This is a genomic window from Mucilaginibacter sp. PAMB04168, assembly GCF_039634365.2.
GTDB lineage: Bacteria > Bacteroidota > Bacteroidia > Sphingobacteriales > Sphingobacteriaceae > Mucilaginibacter.
The window spans coordinates 3,317,944-3,335,889 of the sequence record NZ_CP155079.2 but is presented as its reverse complement, the minus strand read 5'-3'; the positions used below and the strand labels follow the sequence as shown (position 1 = coordinate 3,335,889).

Genomic DNA, 17,946 nt, shown 5'->3' with positions numbered 1-17,946 from the left:
CCACATAAAACCAATCAATTATGAATTTTAAGAAAAACATGACCAGAATGCTGGCAGCTACCTTATTGTTGCCTGCAGTGTTTAGTGCCTGCAAAAAGGAAACGGGCAATGTGCAGCAAGAAGCCATTGTTGACAATGATGCCGTTGCAACACAAGCCATTTACGCCAGCAAATCAACCAGTTTTGCCCGCCCGGATGGTACTTATTCGCAATCGTCTGCCGAAGCTGATATGGGGCAGTTAGCCAGCGGCACCTGGAAAAATGCCGACATTTTTAGCGAGCAGGCCCGCATTCGTATCCCTGCCAATTCATTATCTAACGGTAACATCGTCAATATCGACGTATCTGACGGTACAGAGTACGAACTAACTTTCAGAGTAAGGTTCGGGCCGAATTTTTACTGGAGCCGTGGTGGTAAACTTGGTTTTGGTTTTCACATTGGTAACGGCTTTACCGGCTGTAACAAGGCTGATGACGGCACCGGCGGTACTGCACGCTTAATGTGGTACAATCCTAACGGTACAAAAACCAGCAGCAGCAGCGATGCTCCATATTTCCGCCCGTATGTCTACTATAAAGATATGCCTGAAAACTGCGGTAACAATTTTGGCAAGCAAAGTAAAACCCTGAATAAAAATCAGTGGTATACGGTCAGGATCAGAGTTAAGAGTAACTCAGGAACCAGCACCAACGGCAGTGTACTGTACCAAATTGATGGTGTAACCTTACTAAGCCAAACCTTGCGGTGGACAACTGATGATAATTACCGCAAAATTAAAAACATTACGTTCCACACGTTCCGCGGCGGTAGTGAAGAATACTGGGAAGCTACTACTGATGGTTTAATCTACTATGATGATTTAAGCTATACCCGCATAGCCAGTTAAATACTGATTTAAAGGGTTGCTGTGGTTGAGGGCAACCCTTTGTTTTTAAAACAATATAAATAAATATATGCTTCGCAATCTTACTCATACACTTGTTACAATGTTGGTTGCCAACGCACTATTGTCGTGCGGTAAACAAAAGCCAATTGCCCCGTCAAACCAAAATAACGGTGTTTTACCGCCGCAAGTTACCGTGGCTTCAAAATCAGTAAACTGGAACTCTAATGCCGATGGTGTTTATACCGTTGCCTCCGCAAAGAGCGACATGGGCGATATCATTGGCACTTGGCGCAATGCTGATATCTTTAGTAATACAGTAAAAATTAAAATTCCTTCAAACACCTTATCGAGCGGAAATATTGTAAATATTGATGTTGCCGATGGAACGGAATACGAATTAAGCTTTAAGGTTCGTTTCGGATCTACATTTGAATGGAGCAGGGGAGGGAAAGTAGGATTTGGCTTTCATATTGGAAATGGATTTACCGGTTGCAATAAAGCCGATGATGGTACCGGCGGTACGGCGCGTTTAATGTGGTATAACCCCAATGGTACTAAAACCAGTAATAGCGTTAATGATGCACCGTATTTTCGTCCGTATGTTTACTATAAAGACATGCCCGAAGACTGTGGCAATAGCTTTGGTAAACAGAGTGTAAGACTCAATAAAAATCAGTGGTACACGGTTAAAATAAGGGTGAAAAGTAATTCAGGTACCGCTACTGATGGTAACGTGCTTTATGAAATTGATGGCGTGCCACTGCTAAGCCAGGCTATTAGATGGACAACCAATGACGCATACCGGAAGATTAAAGAAATTACCTTTCATACTTTTAGAGGCGGGAGTGATGAATATTGGCAATCCACAACCGATGGTGATATTTATTATGACGATCTGACCTGGACAAAGATAGCCGACTAATTACCGCGCTAACAGCAACTAAAGTGGGCTGAAATTAGCATGACATTCATTATAACAATCTTGTTCATATTAGTGAGTTTAGGACGCTAAGGGTATATTTGTGGTGCAGATGCTGATGTAAGGCACCTGCTAAATTATTTCTTATATGCTTTTAAAGCCTCACCAGCTTTTTCTTTTTCTCCTGCCTTTTTTTAGCTGGGTTTCCTGCCAGTCACATTATCAACTGGTAAAAAGTAATCGTTCAGAATACAATATAAATGATCGTCTTGCCGTAGATTCTGGCGTTATAAAAACTTATTTGCCATACAAGCAAAAAATGGATGCGCAGATGAATCGTGTAATAGGTCAAAGTGCACAGGCGCTTACTAAAAGCGATGACCCCGAAACTTTGTTGGGTAATTTCTATGCTGATGCTGTATTAGCAGAGGCTAAAAAGATTGAGCCGAATATTGATTTTGCCGTTCCGACTACAAAAGGAGGGCTGCGCAACGATTTAGCCCAGGGCAATATCAACTTGAGTACCATGTTCGAGATGATGCCGTTTGAAAACGAATTGGTTACGTTGAAATTAAAAGGGACTGATGTAGAAGCACTGCTTAATTTTATCGCTGTAACTAATGGACAGCCGGTTAGTGCTATAAGGCTTAAGATAAAAGATAAACAGCCCGTTAATGTGCTGGTTAAAGGCCAGCCATTCGACCGTATGAAAACATACATTGTGCTAACCTCGGATTACTTAGCTAATGGTGGTGATAACATTGCTGGATTTAGTACCCCACTGGAAAGAAAGGTACTCGGCTTACGTGTACGGGATGCTTTAATTAATTATGTAAAACTGCAAACTGCAGCAGGCAAAACTGTTAACGCTCAATTAGATGGACGAGTTACAAAATTATAATCGCCGAAAGTTTCTTAAAACCACAAGCTTGTTAGGGGCTTCTGCCGCCTTGAGCGCATACTCGTTTGATGCCTTGGCCGCCGGCGACTTGCAGCATCTTACTATATTACACACCAACGATGTGCATAGTCGTATTGAGCCTTTCCCAATGGATGGATCCCGTAACCAGGGCTTAGGTGGTGCAGCCCGGCGGGCTGCACTGATTAAAAAGATCAGAGCAGAGCATGAAAACGTATTGTTGCTTGATGCAGGCGATATTTTTCAAGGCACGCCATATTTTAATTTATTTGGCGGTGAGCTGGAGCTAAAGCTTATGAGCGATATGGGTTATGATGCAGCCACTATGGGTAACCATGATTTTGATAACGGCATAGACGGGTTTTACAAGCAATTGCCTAATGCTAACTTCCCGATACTGATGAGTAACTACGATTTCAGCAATACTGTTATGCACCAATCAACTAAGCCCTATAAAATATTTAATAAAAAAGGTTTAAAAATTGGGGTGTTTGGTTTAGGTATTGAATTGGCCGGATTGGTTGACCCGCGAAACTATAAAGAAACAGTTTATCTGGACCCAATCAAAAAAGGAAATGAGATGGCCTCACTGTTGAAAAAGGATTTAAAATGCGACCTGGTTGTCTGTTTATCGCATTTAGGTTATCAATATAAAGAGAATAAAGTTTCTGATCAGGTGTTGGCCAAAAGCACCCGCAATATCGATTTAATTATAGGTGGGCATACGCATACATTTTTAGACCAGCCCGAAGATGTACAAAACCTTGATGGCCATATCACTACTATTAACCAAGTAGGCTGGGCCGGCATAAACCTGGGCCGAATTGATTACTACTTCGAGAAACGTTCGGGTAAGAAATCTAAAGCAGCGTTTCAGTATAGTATATCAAATACAATATAATGCTTTATTAACAATAAGTCGTAAATACTTGCTTCGAATTTGTTGTGCGAACATAACAAAAAGCAGGGCGCATAGGCACCCTGCTTTTTTGCTTCTGAAGCTTATTATAAAAACATACCGCCTGATGCTTCGAGGCGCTGGGCGTTTACCCATTTGGCATCATCACTGCATAAAAAGGCAACTACGCTGCCAATGTCATCAGCTTTACCTACACGGCCTAAAGCTGTTTGCGAAGCAATGAAATTATTGAGCTGATCATTGTCGCGTACAACACCACCTCCAAAGTCGGTTTCTATAGCACCCGGAGCCACCGCGTTCACCCTAATGCCTCGGCTGCCTAATTCTTTAGCCTGGTACTTGGTAAGCGTTTCTATAGCACCCTTCATGGCTGCGTAAGCCGCGTAACCAGGTAAAGTAAAACGCGCTAAACCGGTTGAAATATTTACAATGCCACCACCGTTGGCCAACAACCCTAATGCTTTTTGAGTAAGAAAGAAAACTCCTTTAAACTGAATATTAAGCAGGGTGTCAAATTGCTCTTCAGTAGTTTCGGCAAATGGTACATGTATGCCTATACCTGCATTGTTGACAAGGTAATTAAAACTGTCGGTAGCAAAGGTTTGCTGCAAGGCGCTGCCAACCTCAGCAAAAAATGAATCGAAGCTTTTTACATCAGCAACATTGAGCTGTAGCGCTATTGCTTTTCGTCCAAGTAACTCAATCTCTTTTACTGTATCCAGCGCTTCCTCTTGTTTACTGTTATAGGTAAGAATAATATCTAACCCTTTTTGTGCAAGGCTTAGTGCCATGTTTTTGCCCAGGCCACGGCTACCACCGGTAACCAAGGCTATTTTATTGGTGTTTATCATAAGTGTTGTTCAGTATTTGTTGACAAGACAAAGTTAGCCTGGCTACGCTGACAAAAAAGGTGTACTCTTCAGAATCTGTCAGGCAGTTAATCTTACTTTCTTGCGGTATTGTAAAGGCGTAATGCCAGCCATACCTTTAAAAAATTTGGTAAAATTAGTCGGGTCGTTATAAGCAAACTTATAGCCTATCTCTGCAACAGATAAGTTGGTTTCCTGCAACATTTTCTGCGCTTCCAGCAGCAAGCGCTCTTCCATAAAATCGCAAGGGGATTTGCCGGTAGTGAGTTTGATTGTATTAGTAAGGTGGCCCGGAGCAATAAATAGCAGGCTGGCAAATTTGCTTGCCGAATAGCGCTCCTGAACCTGGCCACTCATTAGGGCGCTAATATGCTCCTCAAACAACTGCAGGAAATCCTTGGTGATTTCATCTTTCCGAGTAAGTAATTTAGCAGGGATAGGCACGTAATAAACTATGGTAATTAATGGCTGTACAATACTTGTTTTCTTGCTTACAAGCTATCTATATCAACCTGGTCTGGGCCGTTAAGTTTGGCAACATGGCATGCACATTTACCGCCAGATATTTTAAATGCTACCTTAATTATCTTATCATCGCTACGGGTAATTTGTAACTGCAGGTCGGTGCCTCTTTCGGCAAATTCCTTGCGGTGACTATCGTCGGCTACAATTAGGGTATTGGTATTTTCGCTGGTGTTAGGCAATTCGGCGTTGTTCTTGATTTCTTTGCCTGTAGCGGTCTCAATAATTTTGTACGACTTGAAGCTAACTTCTTTACCAGATGTGCTGATCAGTTTAACCGGTATCATCTGAAACTCCTCGGTGCACATTATATCGGCACAGCCGTTGTTCGAATTTTGCTTTTGTGATTTACAAGCGGTAATTGCAAACAGGCATAACAGTATTAAGCGTATATCTTTCATAGATCGGAAATTTAAAAGGCCAACCAATGGTCAGCCTTTTTATGTATACTTTAAAAGAATGCTTTTTGTTTGCAATAGCAGCTTAAGCAACACAATTGGTTTTAATCCAAAATTGGTGCATGGCGCCCAGGCACTTAATCAGGTTGTTGTATCCAAGCGGCTTGGTTACATAGGCGTTTGCCCCAAAATCCAGCGATGCCCTAATATCTTTCGGATTGTCGGACGTTGAAAACATGATGGTAGGTACGTAGCGTAAGGCCGTACTTTCCCTGATTTTTCGGAGTAACTCCAGGCCAGAGAGACCAGGCAAATTCAAATCAATCAGTATCAATCGGGGCGGGGCTTTATCCTCCACTAATTTATCAAGTGTAGACAAGGCAAGAGCGCCATCCTCGATGGTGTGCATAACGGTTTGTTGATCTATTTGACTCAAAGCACGCTCAACAACGTCGATAAAATCTTCATTGTCTTCGATATATAAAATGTCAGGTGCTCCCATTATAGGTTTTTTCTAAATGCTATATAAAATACCGTGCCAACACCCAGCTCACTCTCCATCCAAATACGGGCGTTATGTTTTTCAATTATACGTTTAACAATGGCTAAGCCTACGCCTGTACCCTCGTAGTTTCGCACATTGTCCATGCGCTTAAACAGATCAAAGATACGGTTATAGTAATTTATATCAATTCCAACGCCGTTGTCAGTGATCGAGTATATCACTTCCGTCTGGGTTTCTTTTCCTTCAACCTTTACGTGTGGAGGGGCCGAACGGCTGGAATATTTAATGGCGTTATTTAATAAATTTGCGAAAACTTGCGTAACCATGGTTCTATCGCCATAGACAGACGGTGTGTTTCCAACCTCAAAAACTAAATTGTGGGTATTAAATGCTACAACTAAATCATTTTTTAAATCATTGATGATACTCGCCATTTCCAAGTCAGTATTCTGTAACTCTGCACGGCCAACGCGCGAGTAATTTAACACTTCTTTAATAAGGAAATTGAGTTTGTCGGCACCGCCAATTACTTTGTTCAGAATGCGTTTAGCATCTTCATCTAAACTGGAGTTCGATTCCAACAACAGTTCCGAATAGTTTTTTATAGTTGATAAAGGCGTACGCAAGTCATGGGAAATTGTAAAACTGAAAGTATCCAATTCCTCATACGCCTGTTTCAGTTTCTCATTAAGTATCCTAATCTCGTTTGCCTGGCGGTTTATGGCAAAAACCACCTCATCACGTAGCTTAAGTACATTGCTAATTTCCGCCTTGCTCCATCGTTGTGAGGTGTGTTTAACTGTTTCTTCCCACACGTCAAATGATCGCCTTGGTGACAAGCTCATCAAACCATCCTCATTAATTTCAACAGGTTTGTTGGGATTACCAGCCCAGTTAACAGTAGATATCTGTTCGGGCTTTAGCCATACAATCATTTCACCTAATTCTTTAGAAAGCGTGCACGCTAGTGCACCGCTGGCAACCGTGCTAAAAGCCTTGGCTGGTTGGTAAACGTCAGGTAATTTATGCGTATGGTATATGCGGTCTTCCATATTGGTTTTAAGCCAATCTACCAATGGTGTCATTTGTTCGGTGCTTGGAGTTACGCCAAGCATAATCAACTGATCTTCGAATGCCAGTACGGCGCCGCTGGCATCAGTTACATCTAAAATACTGGTGGTATGCTTGGTTATGGCATCGGCAACATTGCCGCCTTTGCGCAATATGCCCGTAAGTTCATCGTACGCAGCTTTATACTGGTTATTTTTACTGCTGTTCTCTTCGTCTTGTTTATATTCAAGCGCCGATGAAATTATCTGCCCGATTAACTTGGATGCTTCACGTGCTTTGAAATTGATGAAACGCGGTGTATAATTATGGCAGGCAATTAAACCCCACAGTTCATCCTGGTAAAGTAATGAAATGCTAAAGCTTGATGCCACACCCATATTTTTGAGGTACTGAATATGTATAGGCGAAACCGCACGCAGGGCCGAATGCGTAAGGTTTAAGGCTAATGTTTCGCCCTCGGTTGCAAGGGTTAAAATTGCAGAAGCTTCAGCATTTACATCCGTAATGATACGGGTTAAATTTACTTTATAAAGTTCGCGTGCTTGCTTAGGAATATCGGTTGCAGGGTAGTGCAAACCTATGAATGGTTCAAGGTGCTCCTCTTTCACTTCTGCAATTACCTCGCCATGTCCATCATCTAAAAACTTATAAATCATCACCCTGTCATAGCCAATCAGATTTTTAATTTGCTCGGCCGCGTTATCAAGTAAATGTTTTAAGCTTTTGCCGGTCAGCATTTCTGAAACCGATCTACCTATAGTCTTTTGAATATCAAACTCAGTAGCGGTACTGTCAGGCTCAAACTCGAGCAAATAATTAGTGCCAGCTTGCGATAAGATGAGATTAAAGCTCTCGTTGCTTATGCTGAGCCGGTAAGGATTAATGGTTTCAAAAGACTTAGTATGCTTGCCCAGCAGCAGCAGTTGAGTTATAAATCCTGCGTCTTCCTGGCTTAATAACAGCCTTTCAAGATCAGCGATTTTTTTCCCTAACAGGCTGTTCGCATCTGTTGCTAAAAACTTTGAAATATTTTCACTGACGTAGTTAATAGCAAAGCTGCTGTCAACAGCTACTAAAAAGCCATGTGCCTGTACTTTGCCCGGAATGTGAATGGGCTCTCTATCGCAATTGGTTAAATCTACCTGGTAGTTAGTCATCGGGTTGTAATATGGGCCATGATGCCAGTGGCCTATCACAACCTGTAAGTATCAGTTTGGTTTGCGCGAACATATGATATTCGAACATTACCTAAAAGGCAAAATTATTAAATAGATATAGATTAACCTCGATTTTTTCTTAAAATTCTCGTTGTTCTTCAAAATTGTTACTTCCTGTACTTTGCCAACTTGTGAAAAGTGAAACTCATACAATTTGGAAAATTAAGCTTGCTATTTCGCAATTAAATCTGGAAATTAGATTAACATCTATTATATGCTATCCGAAACAGAAGAGACCGGTTTTTCTGCCGGCAGCTTTTATCAGTCAGATAACCAACTCAGGCAAGCATTTATGCAGGCTCCTGGTGCGCTAGCTATTTTGCGCGGACCTGAGAGTTTATGTGAATTTAACAACCTTTTGTTTCAGAAGATATGTGGAGGCAGAGACCTGTTAAACAAACCCTTACGGCAGGCATGGCATGACCCGGAAGGGGGCGAATGGTTCCGGATGTTAGAAGAGGTGTATAAAACCGGCGAAACCGCTCATACATATGAGTATGCGGTAACAGCAGACTGGGACAGTGATGGTAATTTATCTGAACGCTTCTTCGACTTTGCATGCTCTCCTCATAGAAGTGCCGGAAATGATATTGACGGATTAATCTTATTTGGGCATGATGTTACCGTTAAGGTACAAGCACGGCAGCAATTTGCAGAACAACAACTACTATTCAAAGATATAACTGATGCAGCCGCAACAGCGTTGTGGACTGTTGACACCAAAGGCGATATAATTTTTGTAAACCAAACCTGGATTGACTGGACCGGCGAACCGTACGATGTTCACCTGGGCCGCGGCTGGATTGAGTTTGTAGTACCGCAAGACCGTGAGCAGGTCATCAATAATTTTAGGCGGGATGTTAACCTTAAAAGCCAGTATCAGGTTGATTTTAGGGTTTTAAGAAAGGATGGATGTACCCAGTGGGTAGCGGCAACAGGAAAACCGCGTTATTTATCAAATGGTGAATTTGCAGGTTATGTAGGCTCATGTATGGATATCACGGAGCGTAAAAAATCTGAGCAAATGCTTAGAGACAGCGAGGAGCGTTTCAGAAACATTGCCGACTCTGCTCCGGTACTCATCTGGATGACGGGTGTTGATAAACGTACTACTTTTTTGAATAAGAACTGGACGCAATTTGCCAACGTGGCCGAGTTGCTGTCAGATAATGGGCATCTGCAGAGCAGCCTTATGCATCCTAACGATAAGGAAATGGTTATAACCAGCTACAACCAGGCGTTTGATAACCGCGAAGAATTTTACCTGGAGTACCGGATGAAGAGTGGCGAAGACTTCAGGTGGATTGGTATGAAGGGAGTTCCGCGGATCAATGCTGGTGTGTTTGAAGGCTATATAGGCTCGGGTATGGATATTACCGACATGAAAGAACATGAGCAAGTTAAAAACGATTTTATCGGCATGGCCAGTCACGAGCTAAAAACACCAATTACATCAATAAAGGCGTATATACAACTGTTACTTTCCATTTATAAAGATCGTAGTGAGGATGAATTTCTGTTGAAATCCTTAAACACCGTTAATAAGCAAATTAATAAGCTAACACGTTTAATTACCGATTTACTTGACGTGTCGAAAATGGAAAGCGGCAGGCTAAGCCTTAATTGCGAGCCGTTTGTGTTAAATGATGTTTTAAACGAAACGATAGAGGAAGTGCAGCATACAGCCACACACCATGACATCGTTTTTACGCCAGCGCCATCTTATACCGTTAACGCCGACCGCGACCGTATTGCCCAGGTAGTGACCAATTTTTTGACTAATGCCATCAAATACTCGCCCGAAAGTGACCGTATAGATGTTAAAGTAAGCGCTACTGAGCATGAAGTAAAGATTGCGGTTCAGGATTATGGCATAGGGATTAATCCGGAGGAGCAAGCAAAAATATTTAACCGGTTTTACCGGGTTGAAGGGAAAAATGAGCAAACGTTCTCTGGCTTTGGAATTGGCCTGTATGTAGCTGCCGAAATCATTAAAAGGCACAGCGGGCATGTTTGGGTTCAAAGTGAAAAAAGCAATGGCTCTGCCTTCTACTTTTCGTTACCGTTGTACAGATATGAGGCTTAGCTTGTTGCTAATCTGCCTAATTACACTTTTTTGCAAATTATTTAAACAGTAGTGTTCATAAAACGTTATGCATTTATATCATCTGCTAAAAAGAACAAAGACATGAAAGATCAAACTAAAATTATTGCAGCACTTTTAGTAGGTGCTGCAGCTGGTGCAGCAATAGGTTTACTGTTAGCGCCTGAGAGTGGCTCAGAGTTGCGCGAAGACATTGCCGATTACGTAAATGACTTAGTTGAAAAAACTAAAGACAAAGCCAAAATTACCGGTGATGACCTAAAAGAATATGGCAATACACTGGTTGATAAAGCAAAGTCAAAATTTAACGGCGTATTGGGTAACTTATCAGACTACAAAGACGAGGCTGAAGCTAAGTTTGATGATGCAAAATCATATGCAAGTGATTCTGTTGACAGAGCCAAATCAGCCTTCAAAGGTGAAGCTGACGATCTGAACACTTCAGTTCAAAACGCATAATTTAAAGCAATTTATATAAACTAAAAAAGCCTTTAGCTTAACGCTAAAGGCTTTTTTAGTTTATCAGTAAGCGTTAACGTCTAACATATTCGTCCGCAATCATCGCAAATAGTTTGTCGTTATCTATCGCTTCATCAAAGCTTTCAAGCAGTAGTTGTTCCGCTTCTTTATAATTTAGTGCGGCGGCCAATACTTTTAACAGCCTGTATGAGGTTAAATTAATATGCTCTAAAAGCTGCAAATAGAGTATAATATCCACATCATTGATCAGGTTGGTATCAGCACCATAATCCTGTGGTTCAAAAGCATCTTTAAATACAGCAATTATAGGAACGCAATTTTCGTTAGCAGGCTGTTCATCAATAAGCACATATATTTCTTGCAGCCGCTTCACTTGGTTGCAAATATCTTCCCAAGTCTCATGTATAGCTAATTGTAGCTTACGAAGAGAGGATATACCGATTAGATTAGGAACATGTTCCTGTAGGTATTTTTTGCCGAAATAAACTCTGTTTAAGTGATGCACAAAGTGCAGTTTGAGCATCTCGGGGCTTGTTGAGTTGGCGAGGTTGAGTTCCATATAGTAAAGTAACTCATTAAAATGCGGCTTAGCAATTAGTTTAGTGAAAATTAATCTATAATTAATATTACGATTGCTTCATCATTTTCAGAAAACCATCCGGAACCAAGTTTGTATTTTAAACATGCAACAAGAAAATTTCGACGAGCTTGACTTCAACGAGCAAAACAGCGAAGAGTCATTTAAAATTGAAGTTGATTTTTATGATACTGGCGATTTAAGCAACATGTTAGTCATACCTTGTAATGATACTTACATTGTTGTGGCTAACGACGAGCATTTGTGTACGCTGGTTCACACATGTAAAGAAATTGAATGCTGGGAACAGCAAGATGGCGCTTTGGATGACGACCTGGTTGAACGAATTGGTGCCGCCATACAAAGTGTGCGCCCTGAAGCATTCAACAACGACAGCCAGGAAGAGCCTGATTTTGATAAAGAGTAATTAAATAAGAATTGGAGAGAAGTTAAAAGGACCTGGTTTTGCCAGGTCATCAATTCTGCTTCCAGTTTATACTCTTAAAGTTCCTTACGCAGGCGGGCTACTGGTATATTCATTTGCTCACGATATTTAGCTACGGTGCGGCGGGCAATGTTATAGCCCCTTTCTTTTAATATATCGGTAAGTTTTTCATCGGCCAGTGGGTGGCGTTTATCTTCGCCACCAATACACTCTTCCAAAATCTTCTTAACCTCTTTATTGGATACCTCTTCGCCGCTTTCAGTTTGGATAGCTTCAGAAAAGAAAGACTTAAGCAGGTAAGTTCCATGTTCGGTTTGCACGTACTTAGAGTTTGCCACGCGCGATACCGTAGAAATATCCATACCGATACGGTCTGCAATATCTTTTAATATCATAGGGCGCAAATTCTTTTCATCGCCGGTTAAAAAGAATTCATACTGATACTGCATAATAGCGTTCATTGTTTTTAACAATGTTTGCTGCCGTTGCTTAATAGCATCTATGAACCACTTGGCTGAGTCGAGTTTTTGCTTTACAAACTGTACCGCCTCTTTCATTTTTTTATCGCGCTGCGAAGCCTTATCATAATGCTCAAACATTTCCTGGTAAGAGCGGCTTACACGCAACTCGGGAGCGTTCTTGGCATTAAGGGTAAGTATCAGCACGCCATCATTATTGCTGATATGGAAATCAGGAATAACTTGCTGTTGTTTGGTATTAACCTCATTAGAGTCGCCCGGTTTAGGGTTGAGCTTCAAAATTTCGTTAACAACGCCACGTAACTCAATAGAGTTCATGTTCAACGATTTCTCCAGCTTGTCGTAGTGCTTGCGGGTAAACTCGTCCAAATAGTGCTCAACTACCAGTATGGCTTTAACAATAATAGGATCAGTAACGTCTTTGCGCCGTAACTGAATGAGCAAACACTCCTGCAAACTGCGTGCACCAACGCCCGGAGGATCGAAGCTTTGAATCACTTTTAACATTTCTTCCACTTCTTCATCCTCGGCCATTACATTTTGTGAAAATGCCAGGTCATCAGTTAGCGACATGATAGGGCGGCGTAAATAACCATCATCATCTAAACTGCCTATAATTTGCTGCCCTATACGGAAATCTTTATCGCTCAATGGTACTAAATCCAATTGCGATTGCAGGTTTTCGAAAAATGAGCTTTGTATAGCTATAGGCATTTCCTTACGTTCCTCGTCGTCATCACCGTTTTGGTCATATCGGGAGCCGTAATCGTTTACGTTGTCGTCCTGCAGGTAGTCGTCAATATTAAACTCATCATACTCATTGCTTTCTTCGTTGCCTGAGTAATCTTCATCTGGGTCGCGGTCGGGATATTGTTCTTCCGGCTCGCTCATATTAGTTAAGCTTAAATCTTCAAGAGCCGGATTTTCTTCTAATTCTTCCTTAATACGGGTATCGAGCGATACCGTAGGTACTTGCAACAGCTTAATAAACTGAATTTGCTGCGGTGAAAGCTTTTGTAAGAGTTTTTGTTGAAGATTCTGTTTTAACATAATATAGACTACGCCAAAAATACATCAATAGGCGTTATTAAACAAAAAGTAAGTTTATAGATTAATGGGTAAATATCAAAAGCGGGGTTTTGTTTGTGCTGACATTGAATTTTGATATGCTAATATTATTGTAAATTAGCCTGCGTACAACTAATTATTCGCCTTATGTCGATTTTAAAAGAGTTTAAAGAGTTTGCCGTTAAAGGCAATGTGTTAGATTTAGCTGTTGCAGTAGTTATAGGCGCCGCTTTTTTAAAAATTGTTAGCTCGCTTGTGGAGGATATAATTACTCCGGCTATATTAACGCCGGCACTAAAAGTGGCTAATTTATCAAACCTGGGCCAGTTGGTGGTGCCCGGTACGGCCATTAAGTACGGCAATTTCTTGTCACAAATTATTTCTTTCGTTATCGTTGCCTTTGCTTTATTTTTATTTATAAAAGCAATCAACAGGTTCAAAAAGAAAGAAGCTGTGGCGCCCACAGTGGTTCCGGCACCAAGCAAAGAAGAGGTTTTATTAACTGAGATAAGAGATATTCTGGCTCGTAAGGCTTAACTAAAAGCTTTTCTGCAATTTAATGTCGGTTACAATTATATAATTGTTGGCTTTGTTGTATTTGCTCCAGTCAACCGTTTCTATATTGTCAATAGCATATGCCGCCACGTTTATTATGCGTGCTGTTGGTGCATACTTTTTAAGTTTTTCTACAGCGCCTAACTTATCCTCGCTGTGAAAGCCTCCATTGATTTGCATAATTTTGCAGCCGGCGTGTGCCTTAAGATGCTTGGTAATTGACCAGGCCATTGTGGCATCCCAAAGGTTTTGTGATTGGTACACTTGCATGCCCGGCATCCCGTGCCCTCCCATTAAAGCGGCAAACTTTTTAGCGTAGGCACCAGTTGCTGTATCAACAGGCAGGGGAGGAAGCCAAGTTTTTGCGGTGGAGCTCAAATCGTTTAAGCTGTTTAAGCCCAAGCGGGTTACCCGGTTGGTATATCGGCCGGGTGAGTTAGCAGCAATAACAGGTATGTGCTGCTGTTTAGCCAATTCTACCATCGGGCGGTAGTCTGTGTAATTAGGCCATGCACGTGCGTCGCTAATCATATTTTTTTCGCGTATCAAACCGTTGAGGTATTCATTTAGCACAGGCTGTGTATCTGTCTCAAACATCTCGAGCGATAAAGTAGCTTTGCCTGGATATTTTTCAATAAGTTTGGTAAACAACGCTAGCTCTAATGTGTGGCCAACCGAATCGTTATGTTCTTCACCATAAAACAACACATCCGCGTTAGCCATCTCCTTTGCAATATCATCAAGCGTGGCCAGCTTTTGTGTAGTGGTGTTAAACACTTTGTAGTTGTTTTGCGCTGGCGCCAGAAAGGGTATAAGTAGCAGTACATATACAAGACCTAATTTCATAATTACCTGTTTAGAATCGTAATTTACTGCCAATAAGCCATAATTTTAAATAGTAATAATTATATTTGATAACTAACAGAAAAACACTAAATTTGCGCTCCCGTTTTTTAGGAATATAACGAATATAAGAATATACAATCATGAAAAGAACGTTTCAGCCGTCTCAACGTAAAAGAAGAAACAAACACGGTTTCCGTGAGCGCATGGCAACTGCTAACGGCAGAAGGATATTAGCAGCCAGAAGAGCAAAAGGCAGAAAGAGATTATCAGTGTCTGACGAGCGTCGTCATAAGGCATAATACAGGTTGCTTGCTCCTATAACTGGGGTTGGTGCCGTTATTTATTAATCTCCGGTTAACCATATAAGCAATATGTATACTTTTAAAAAGGAAGAGCGGCTATGCAATAAAAGGCTTTTAGATGAGCTTTTTCGTAGCGGCTCTTCCTTTTTGTGTTATCCATTCCGTGTATCATGGTTGCAGGCATCAGTACAGCAGCCGGCTACTGTGCAGGTTGTTTTTGCAGTATCTAAGAAGCGCTATCGCCGTGCGGTTGATCGGAATTTGATTAAGAGGCGCATGCGTGAGGTGTACCGGCTACACAAACAACTGTTACTCTACCAACCGTTGCAAGAGCAAGGCACGCAAATCCTTTTATCCCTTAACTACATTGGTAAAGAGATAAACGATTTTACTTTTATGGATAAAAAGATGGTTAAACTATTGTCGCAACTGTGCGAGCAGGCTTATGCAAACCATCCTAAAGCTGTTTAATAACGTTATAAGCCGGTTATTTATCCTGCTCATAAGAGGTTATCAAATTGTGCTTTCGCCAATATTGGGCGCATCTTGCCGCTACACGCCTACCTGTTCGCATTATGGTTTGCAGGCTATAAAAAAACATGGTCCCTTTAAAGGTGGTTGGCTTACAATAAAGCGTATAATCCGTTGTAATCCTTGGGGAGGCCATGGGCATGATCCGGTACCTTAACTAAAACCAATGAGTTTAATTCTTCAAATAGAAACAGCCACTACAGCGTGTTCGGTAGCGTTAGTGGATAATGGAAATGTTTTAGCGTTAAAAGAACTCAACCAGCGAAACGTACACGCCGAAGTAATTACAATATTTATTGAAGACGTCTTCAAAACGGCCCAAAAAACTTACCAGGATATTGATGCCGTTGCAGTAAGCAGTGGGCCCGGTTCATACACGGGTTTACGGATAGGTGTATCAACAGCCAAAGGTATGTGCTATGCTTTGGATAAACCATTGATTGCTGTTGAAACTTTACAAGCTATGGCTGATGGTATGGCTAAGCAGGTAACGGATAAAAGCCTGTTATTATGCCCTATGATTGACGCCCGACGAATGGAGGTTTATACGGCCTTATTTGATGTTAACGGAAACCGTTTGCAAAATACCACTGCAGAAATTATTGATGAAAATAGTTTTGCTACTGTGCTGGCGAGTCAAAAAGTACTATTTTTTGGAGATGGTGCAGCTAAGTGCCAGTCCGTTTTAGAAGCACACGGCAACGCTTTATTTCATACCAACTTTATAAATTCTGCCGCTCATTTGGCATTCCGTGCAGGTGCAGCCTTTGAAGCTAGGCTGTTTGAGGACGTTGCTTACTTTGAGCCTTTTTATTTGAAGGAGTTTATTGCCGGCAAAAAGGCAGGTGCTTAAGCTTATTTATTAAACCACCGGTTCCAGGCCTGGCCAAGCGGTCCTTGTTCTGCTCCGTTGTAATGGTATCCTTCGCCCTTCCAGCGTTCTATAAGTTTACCAAACTTAAAGGAGAAGCCAAAGTAGATATTTCCACCCGAATGTGACATCGGTTTGAGTATAGCATCCTCGTTTTTTCCGCTTGCACTATTAAGGTTCATTGTTTTGCCGAGTTGCTCGCTGCCAACAAAAATCTCAAAGTTCGGTGATTTATACATGAATTGAAGGCCTAGATCAAAGCGCTTTTCTTCATTGGAAATACCGCTTAAAGAGGCACCAAATCCACCGAAATCTATTTGATTCACCAATGCGAGGGCAGTGCCAGATCCGTAAAGTTGCTTAGAAACTATAGCCGTAGGTAAATAGGTAGTTTTACCAAACATGAATTTCTTAGCCATCGAAAATTCGGCCCTACCCACAATAGGTTTAACAAAAGGTTTTTGTTCTGGTAATCGTTCTACTAATTTAGTTAAAGCATTGCTCACATTTTTTTCGCGTTGCGGTGTAGATAGACCCTCGATACGTGCAGGTGGTACACCATTGCCAAAGGTATAAGTTGTTGCGTCGCCTCCCCATCTTATAAAGCCAAGGTCTTTAATATTACCCTGCATAATGATGCCGGCTAAGCCTGTATACGTAGCACCTAAACCAATAGCTGCGCCTGGATTATTTATATTAGGAAGCAAATCCCGTTTTCGAAAGGTGCCAAGCTCATAAGTGCTTTGAAATGTACCGGCTAATGCGAGGACGGCAGCATCTTGTTGCCGGAAAAAGTCTATGTTCGATTGCGTAATGTTGATTTTGTTGTAAGCTATTCCTGATAAAGCACTTAACTTAACGCCAACTGCAAATGTTTGCGTTACCTTTTCACGGTAGGTGATACTAAACTGATGATAGGCTTCATAGAAGGCCTTGCTGTTAAATATATTTGCATAGCTTATAACAGGAGAGGGGTTGTTTCCAATAAAGGGGCCGGCTCCGTTAAAAAGGGCCATCGTTTCATCGGTAACCATACCGCGTCCATAACCCTTAACTTGCCATGACACGCCAACTTCCTGTTTGCCGCTTAAACTGGTAAACATTTTAAGCATTCCAATATACCCGTTAACATTAGCCATTACATTGTTATTCTGGTTTTGGCCTACAGTAATCGCTTCACTATTATATCGGCCCAAAAAAAGTCTCGATTTTAAGGTGTATTGACCGTTACCTTGTAAAAACGCATTTACACTTATGTTGGGTAACAAACTAAAAGCAAACTGCCGGCTCGAGTCGGGTATAAAAGCAGCCTGCGATGGGTTTTCAAAAGAGTCGTACAACGTGCCGGTATTATAGTGGGCAAAACGTTGAGCGTAACTTTTAGTACTTATGCCAATTAATAGTAAACCAATTAAAAACTTATTCATTCAGACGTTAAAGCAAGTATTAGTAGCATAGACGC

At 41.4% G+C, this 17,946-nt stretch carries 21 protein-coding genes; 12 read left to right on the top strand and 9 right to left on the bottom strand.

What is annotated here, in order from left to right:
• Positions 1-20 precede the first annotated feature (20 nt).
• The 4 genes from ABDD94_RS14290 to ABDD94_RS14275 all read left to right on the top strand — a co-directional run bounded on the left by ABDD94_RS14290 (position 21) and on the right by ABDD94_RS14275 (position 3,626).
• The gene (locus ABDD94_RS14290; protein ID WP_345952805.1) at positions 21-887 is read left to right on the top strand and encodes a polysaccharide lyase; all 867 of its coding nucleotides are present in this window, start codon (positions 21-23) and stop codon (positions 885-887) included.
• Positions 888-954: 67 nt separating this feature from the next.
• Positions 955-1,809, top strand: coding sequence for a polysaccharide lyase (locus tag ABDD94_RS14285; RefSeq protein ID WP_345952804.1), 855 nt, complete (start codon positions 955-957; stop codon positions 1,807-1,809).
• Positions 1,810-2,137: 328 nt separating this feature from the next.
• Positions 2,138-2,707: a 5'-nucleotidase gene (locus ABDD94_RS14280; protein WP_345952803.1), complete on the top strand. Its 570-nt coding sequence runs from the start codon at positions 2,138-2,140 to the stop codon at positions 2,705-2,707.
• The gene (locus ABDD94_RS14275; protein ID WP_345952802.1) at positions 2,685-3,626 is read left to right on the top strand and encodes a metallophosphatase; all 942 of its coding nucleotides are present in this window, start codon (positions 2,685-2,687) and stop codon (positions 3,624-3,626) included. The genes ABDD94_RS14280 and ABDD94_RS14275 overlap by 23 nt, the downstream gene beginning before the upstream one ends.
• A 104-nt stretch (positions 3,627-3,730) precedes the next feature.
• Here ABDD94_RS14275 and ABDD94_RS14270 read toward each other — a convergent pair whose 3' ends face one another.
• The 5 genes from ABDD94_RS14270 to ABDD94_RS14250 all read right to left on the bottom strand — a co-directional run bounded on the left by ABDD94_RS14270 (position 3,731) and on the right by ABDD94_RS14250 (position 8,166).
• Complete coding sequence (locus tag ABDD94_RS14270) at positions 3,731-4,495, bottom strand: SDR family oxidoreductase (protein ID WP_345952801.1); 765 nt, start codon at positions 4,493-4,495, stop codon at positions 3,731-3,733.
• 78 nt (positions 4,496-4,573) lie between these two features.
• Positions 4,574-4,957 (bottom strand): AraC family transcriptional regulator, encoded by a 384-nt coding sequence (locus ABDD94_RS14265; protein ID WP_345952800.1) that lies wholly within the window; start codon positions 4,955-4,957, stop codon positions 4,574-4,576.
• A 47-nt stretch (positions 4,958-5,004) separates the two neighbouring features.
• Positions 5,005-5,436 carry a hypothetical protein gene (locus ABDD94_RS14260; protein WP_345952799.1) on the bottom strand — a complete coding sequence of 144 codons (432 nt, stop codon included), beginning with the start codon at positions 5,434-5,436 and terminating at the stop codon, positions 5,005-5,007.
• Between the two features lie 82 nt (positions 5,437-5,518).
• Positions 5,519-5,935 carry a response regulator gene (locus ABDD94_RS14255; RefSeq protein ID WP_345951415.1) on the bottom strand — a complete coding sequence of 139 codons (417 nt, stop codon included), beginning with the start codon at positions 5,933-5,935 and terminating at the stop codon, positions 5,519-5,521.
• Positions 5,935-8,166 carry an ATP-binding protein gene (locus tag ABDD94_RS14250; protein WP_345952798.1) on the bottom strand — a complete coding sequence of 744 codons (2,232 nt, stop codon included), beginning with the start codon at positions 8,164-8,166 and terminating at the stop codon, positions 5,935-5,937. The genes ABDD94_RS14255 and ABDD94_RS14250 overlap by 1 nt, the downstream gene beginning before the upstream one ends.
• A gap of 274 nt (positions 8,167-8,440) precedes the next feature.
• Between ABDD94_RS14250 and ABDD94_RS14245 the strand changes: the two genes are divergently transcribed.
• Together ABDD94_RS14245 and ABDD94_RS14240 are read left to right on the top strand one after the other, a co-directional pair.
• On the top strand, positions 8,441-10,312 hold the full coding sequence (locus ABDD94_RS14245) for a PAS domain S-box protein (protein WP_345952797.1): 1,872 nt from the start codon (positions 8,441-8,443) through the stop codon (positions 10,310-10,312).
• A 102-nt stretch (positions 10,313-10,414) separates the two neighbouring features.
• A complete protein-coding gene (locus ABDD94_RS14240) occupies positions 10,415-10,789 on the top strand; it encodes a YtxH domain-containing protein (protein ID WP_345951418.1) in 375 nt (124 codons plus the stop codon).
• Positions 10,790-10,862: 73 nt separating this feature from the next.
• Here the strand turns inward: ABDD94_RS14240 and ABDD94_RS14235 are convergent, their stop codons facing one another.
• Positions 10,863-11,369, bottom strand: a complete 507-nt coding sequence (locus ABDD94_RS14235; RefSeq protein WP_345952796.1) for a DUF892 family protein — start codon at positions 11,367-11,369, stop codon at positions 10,863-10,865.
• A 124-nt stretch (positions 11,370-11,493) separates the two neighbouring features.
• Between ABDD94_RS14235 and ABDD94_RS14230 the strand changes: the two genes are divergently transcribed.
• Positions 11,494-11,814 (top strand): hypothetical protein, encoded by a 321-nt coding sequence (locus tag ABDD94_RS14230; protein ID WP_345952795.1) that lies wholly within the window; start codon positions 11,494-11,496, stop codon positions 11,812-11,814.
• 74 nt (positions 11,815-11,888) lie between these two features.
• Here the strand turns inward: ABDD94_RS14230 and rpoN are convergent, their stop codons facing one another.
• The gene (rpoN, locus tag ABDD94_RS14225; protein WP_345951421.1) at positions 11,889-13,361 is read right to left on the bottom strand and encodes an RNA polymerase factor sigma-54; all 1,473 of its coding nucleotides are present in this window, start codon (positions 13,359-13,361) and stop codon (positions 11,889-11,891) included.
• Positions 13,362-13,526: 165 nt separating this feature from the next.
• On the opposite strand from rpoN, the gene mscL reads away from it, so the two are divergent.
• Complete coding sequence (gene mscL / locus ABDD94_RS14220) at positions 13,527-13,916, top strand: large-conductance mechanosensitive channel protein MscL (RefSeq protein WP_345952794.1); 390 nt, start codon at positions 13,527-13,529, stop codon at positions 13,914-13,916.
• Here the strand turns inward: mscL and ABDD94_RS14215 are convergent, their stop codons facing one another.
• Positions 13,917-14,780, bottom strand: a complete 864-nt coding sequence (locus ABDD94_RS14215) for a ChaN family lipoprotein (RefSeq protein WP_345951423.1) — start codon at positions 14,778-14,780, stop codon at positions 13,917-13,919.
• Between the two features lie 140 nt (positions 14,781-14,920).
• Between ABDD94_RS14215 and rpmH the strand changes: the two genes are divergently transcribed.
• The 4 genes from rpmH (at position 14,921) to tsaB (ending at position 16,466) form a co-directional block, all read left to right on the top strand.
• Complete coding sequence (rpmH, locus tag ABDD94_RS14210; RefSeq protein ID WP_158827814.1) at positions 14,921-15,079, top strand: 50S ribosomal protein L34; 159 nt, start codon at positions 14,921-14,923, stop codon at positions 15,077-15,079.
• A 72-nt stretch (positions 15,080-15,151) separates the two neighbouring features.
• Positions 15,152-15,553: a ribonuclease P protein component gene (rnpA, locus tag ABDD94_RS14205; protein ID WP_345951424.1), complete on the top strand. Its 402-nt coding sequence runs from the start codon at positions 15,152-15,154 to the stop codon at positions 15,551-15,553.
• Positions 15,528-15,770 (top strand): membrane protein insertion efficiency factor YidD, encoded by a 243-nt coding sequence (gene yidD / locus ABDD94_RS14200; RefSeq protein ID WP_345951425.1) that lies wholly within the window; start codon positions 15,528-15,530, stop codon positions 15,768-15,770. The genes rnpA and yidD overlap by 26 nt, the downstream gene beginning before the upstream one ends.
• A 9-nt stretch (positions 15,771-15,779) precedes the next feature.
• Positions 15,780-16,466, top strand: coding sequence for a tRNA (adenosine(37)-N6)-threonylcarbamoyltransferase complex dimerization subunit type 1 TsaB (gene tsaB, locus ABDD94_RS14195; RefSeq protein WP_345951426.1), 687 nt, complete (start codon positions 15,780-15,782; stop codon positions 16,464-16,466).
• Between the two features lie 2 nt (positions 16,467-16,468).
• Here tsaB and ABDD94_RS14190 read toward each other — a convergent pair whose 3' ends face one another.
• On the bottom strand, positions 16,469-17,911 hold the full coding sequence (locus tag ABDD94_RS14190) for a DUF5723 family protein (protein ID WP_345951427.1): 1,443 nt from the start codon (positions 17,909-17,911) through the stop codon (positions 16,469-16,471).
• Positions 17,912-17,946: the final 35 nt, after the last annotated feature.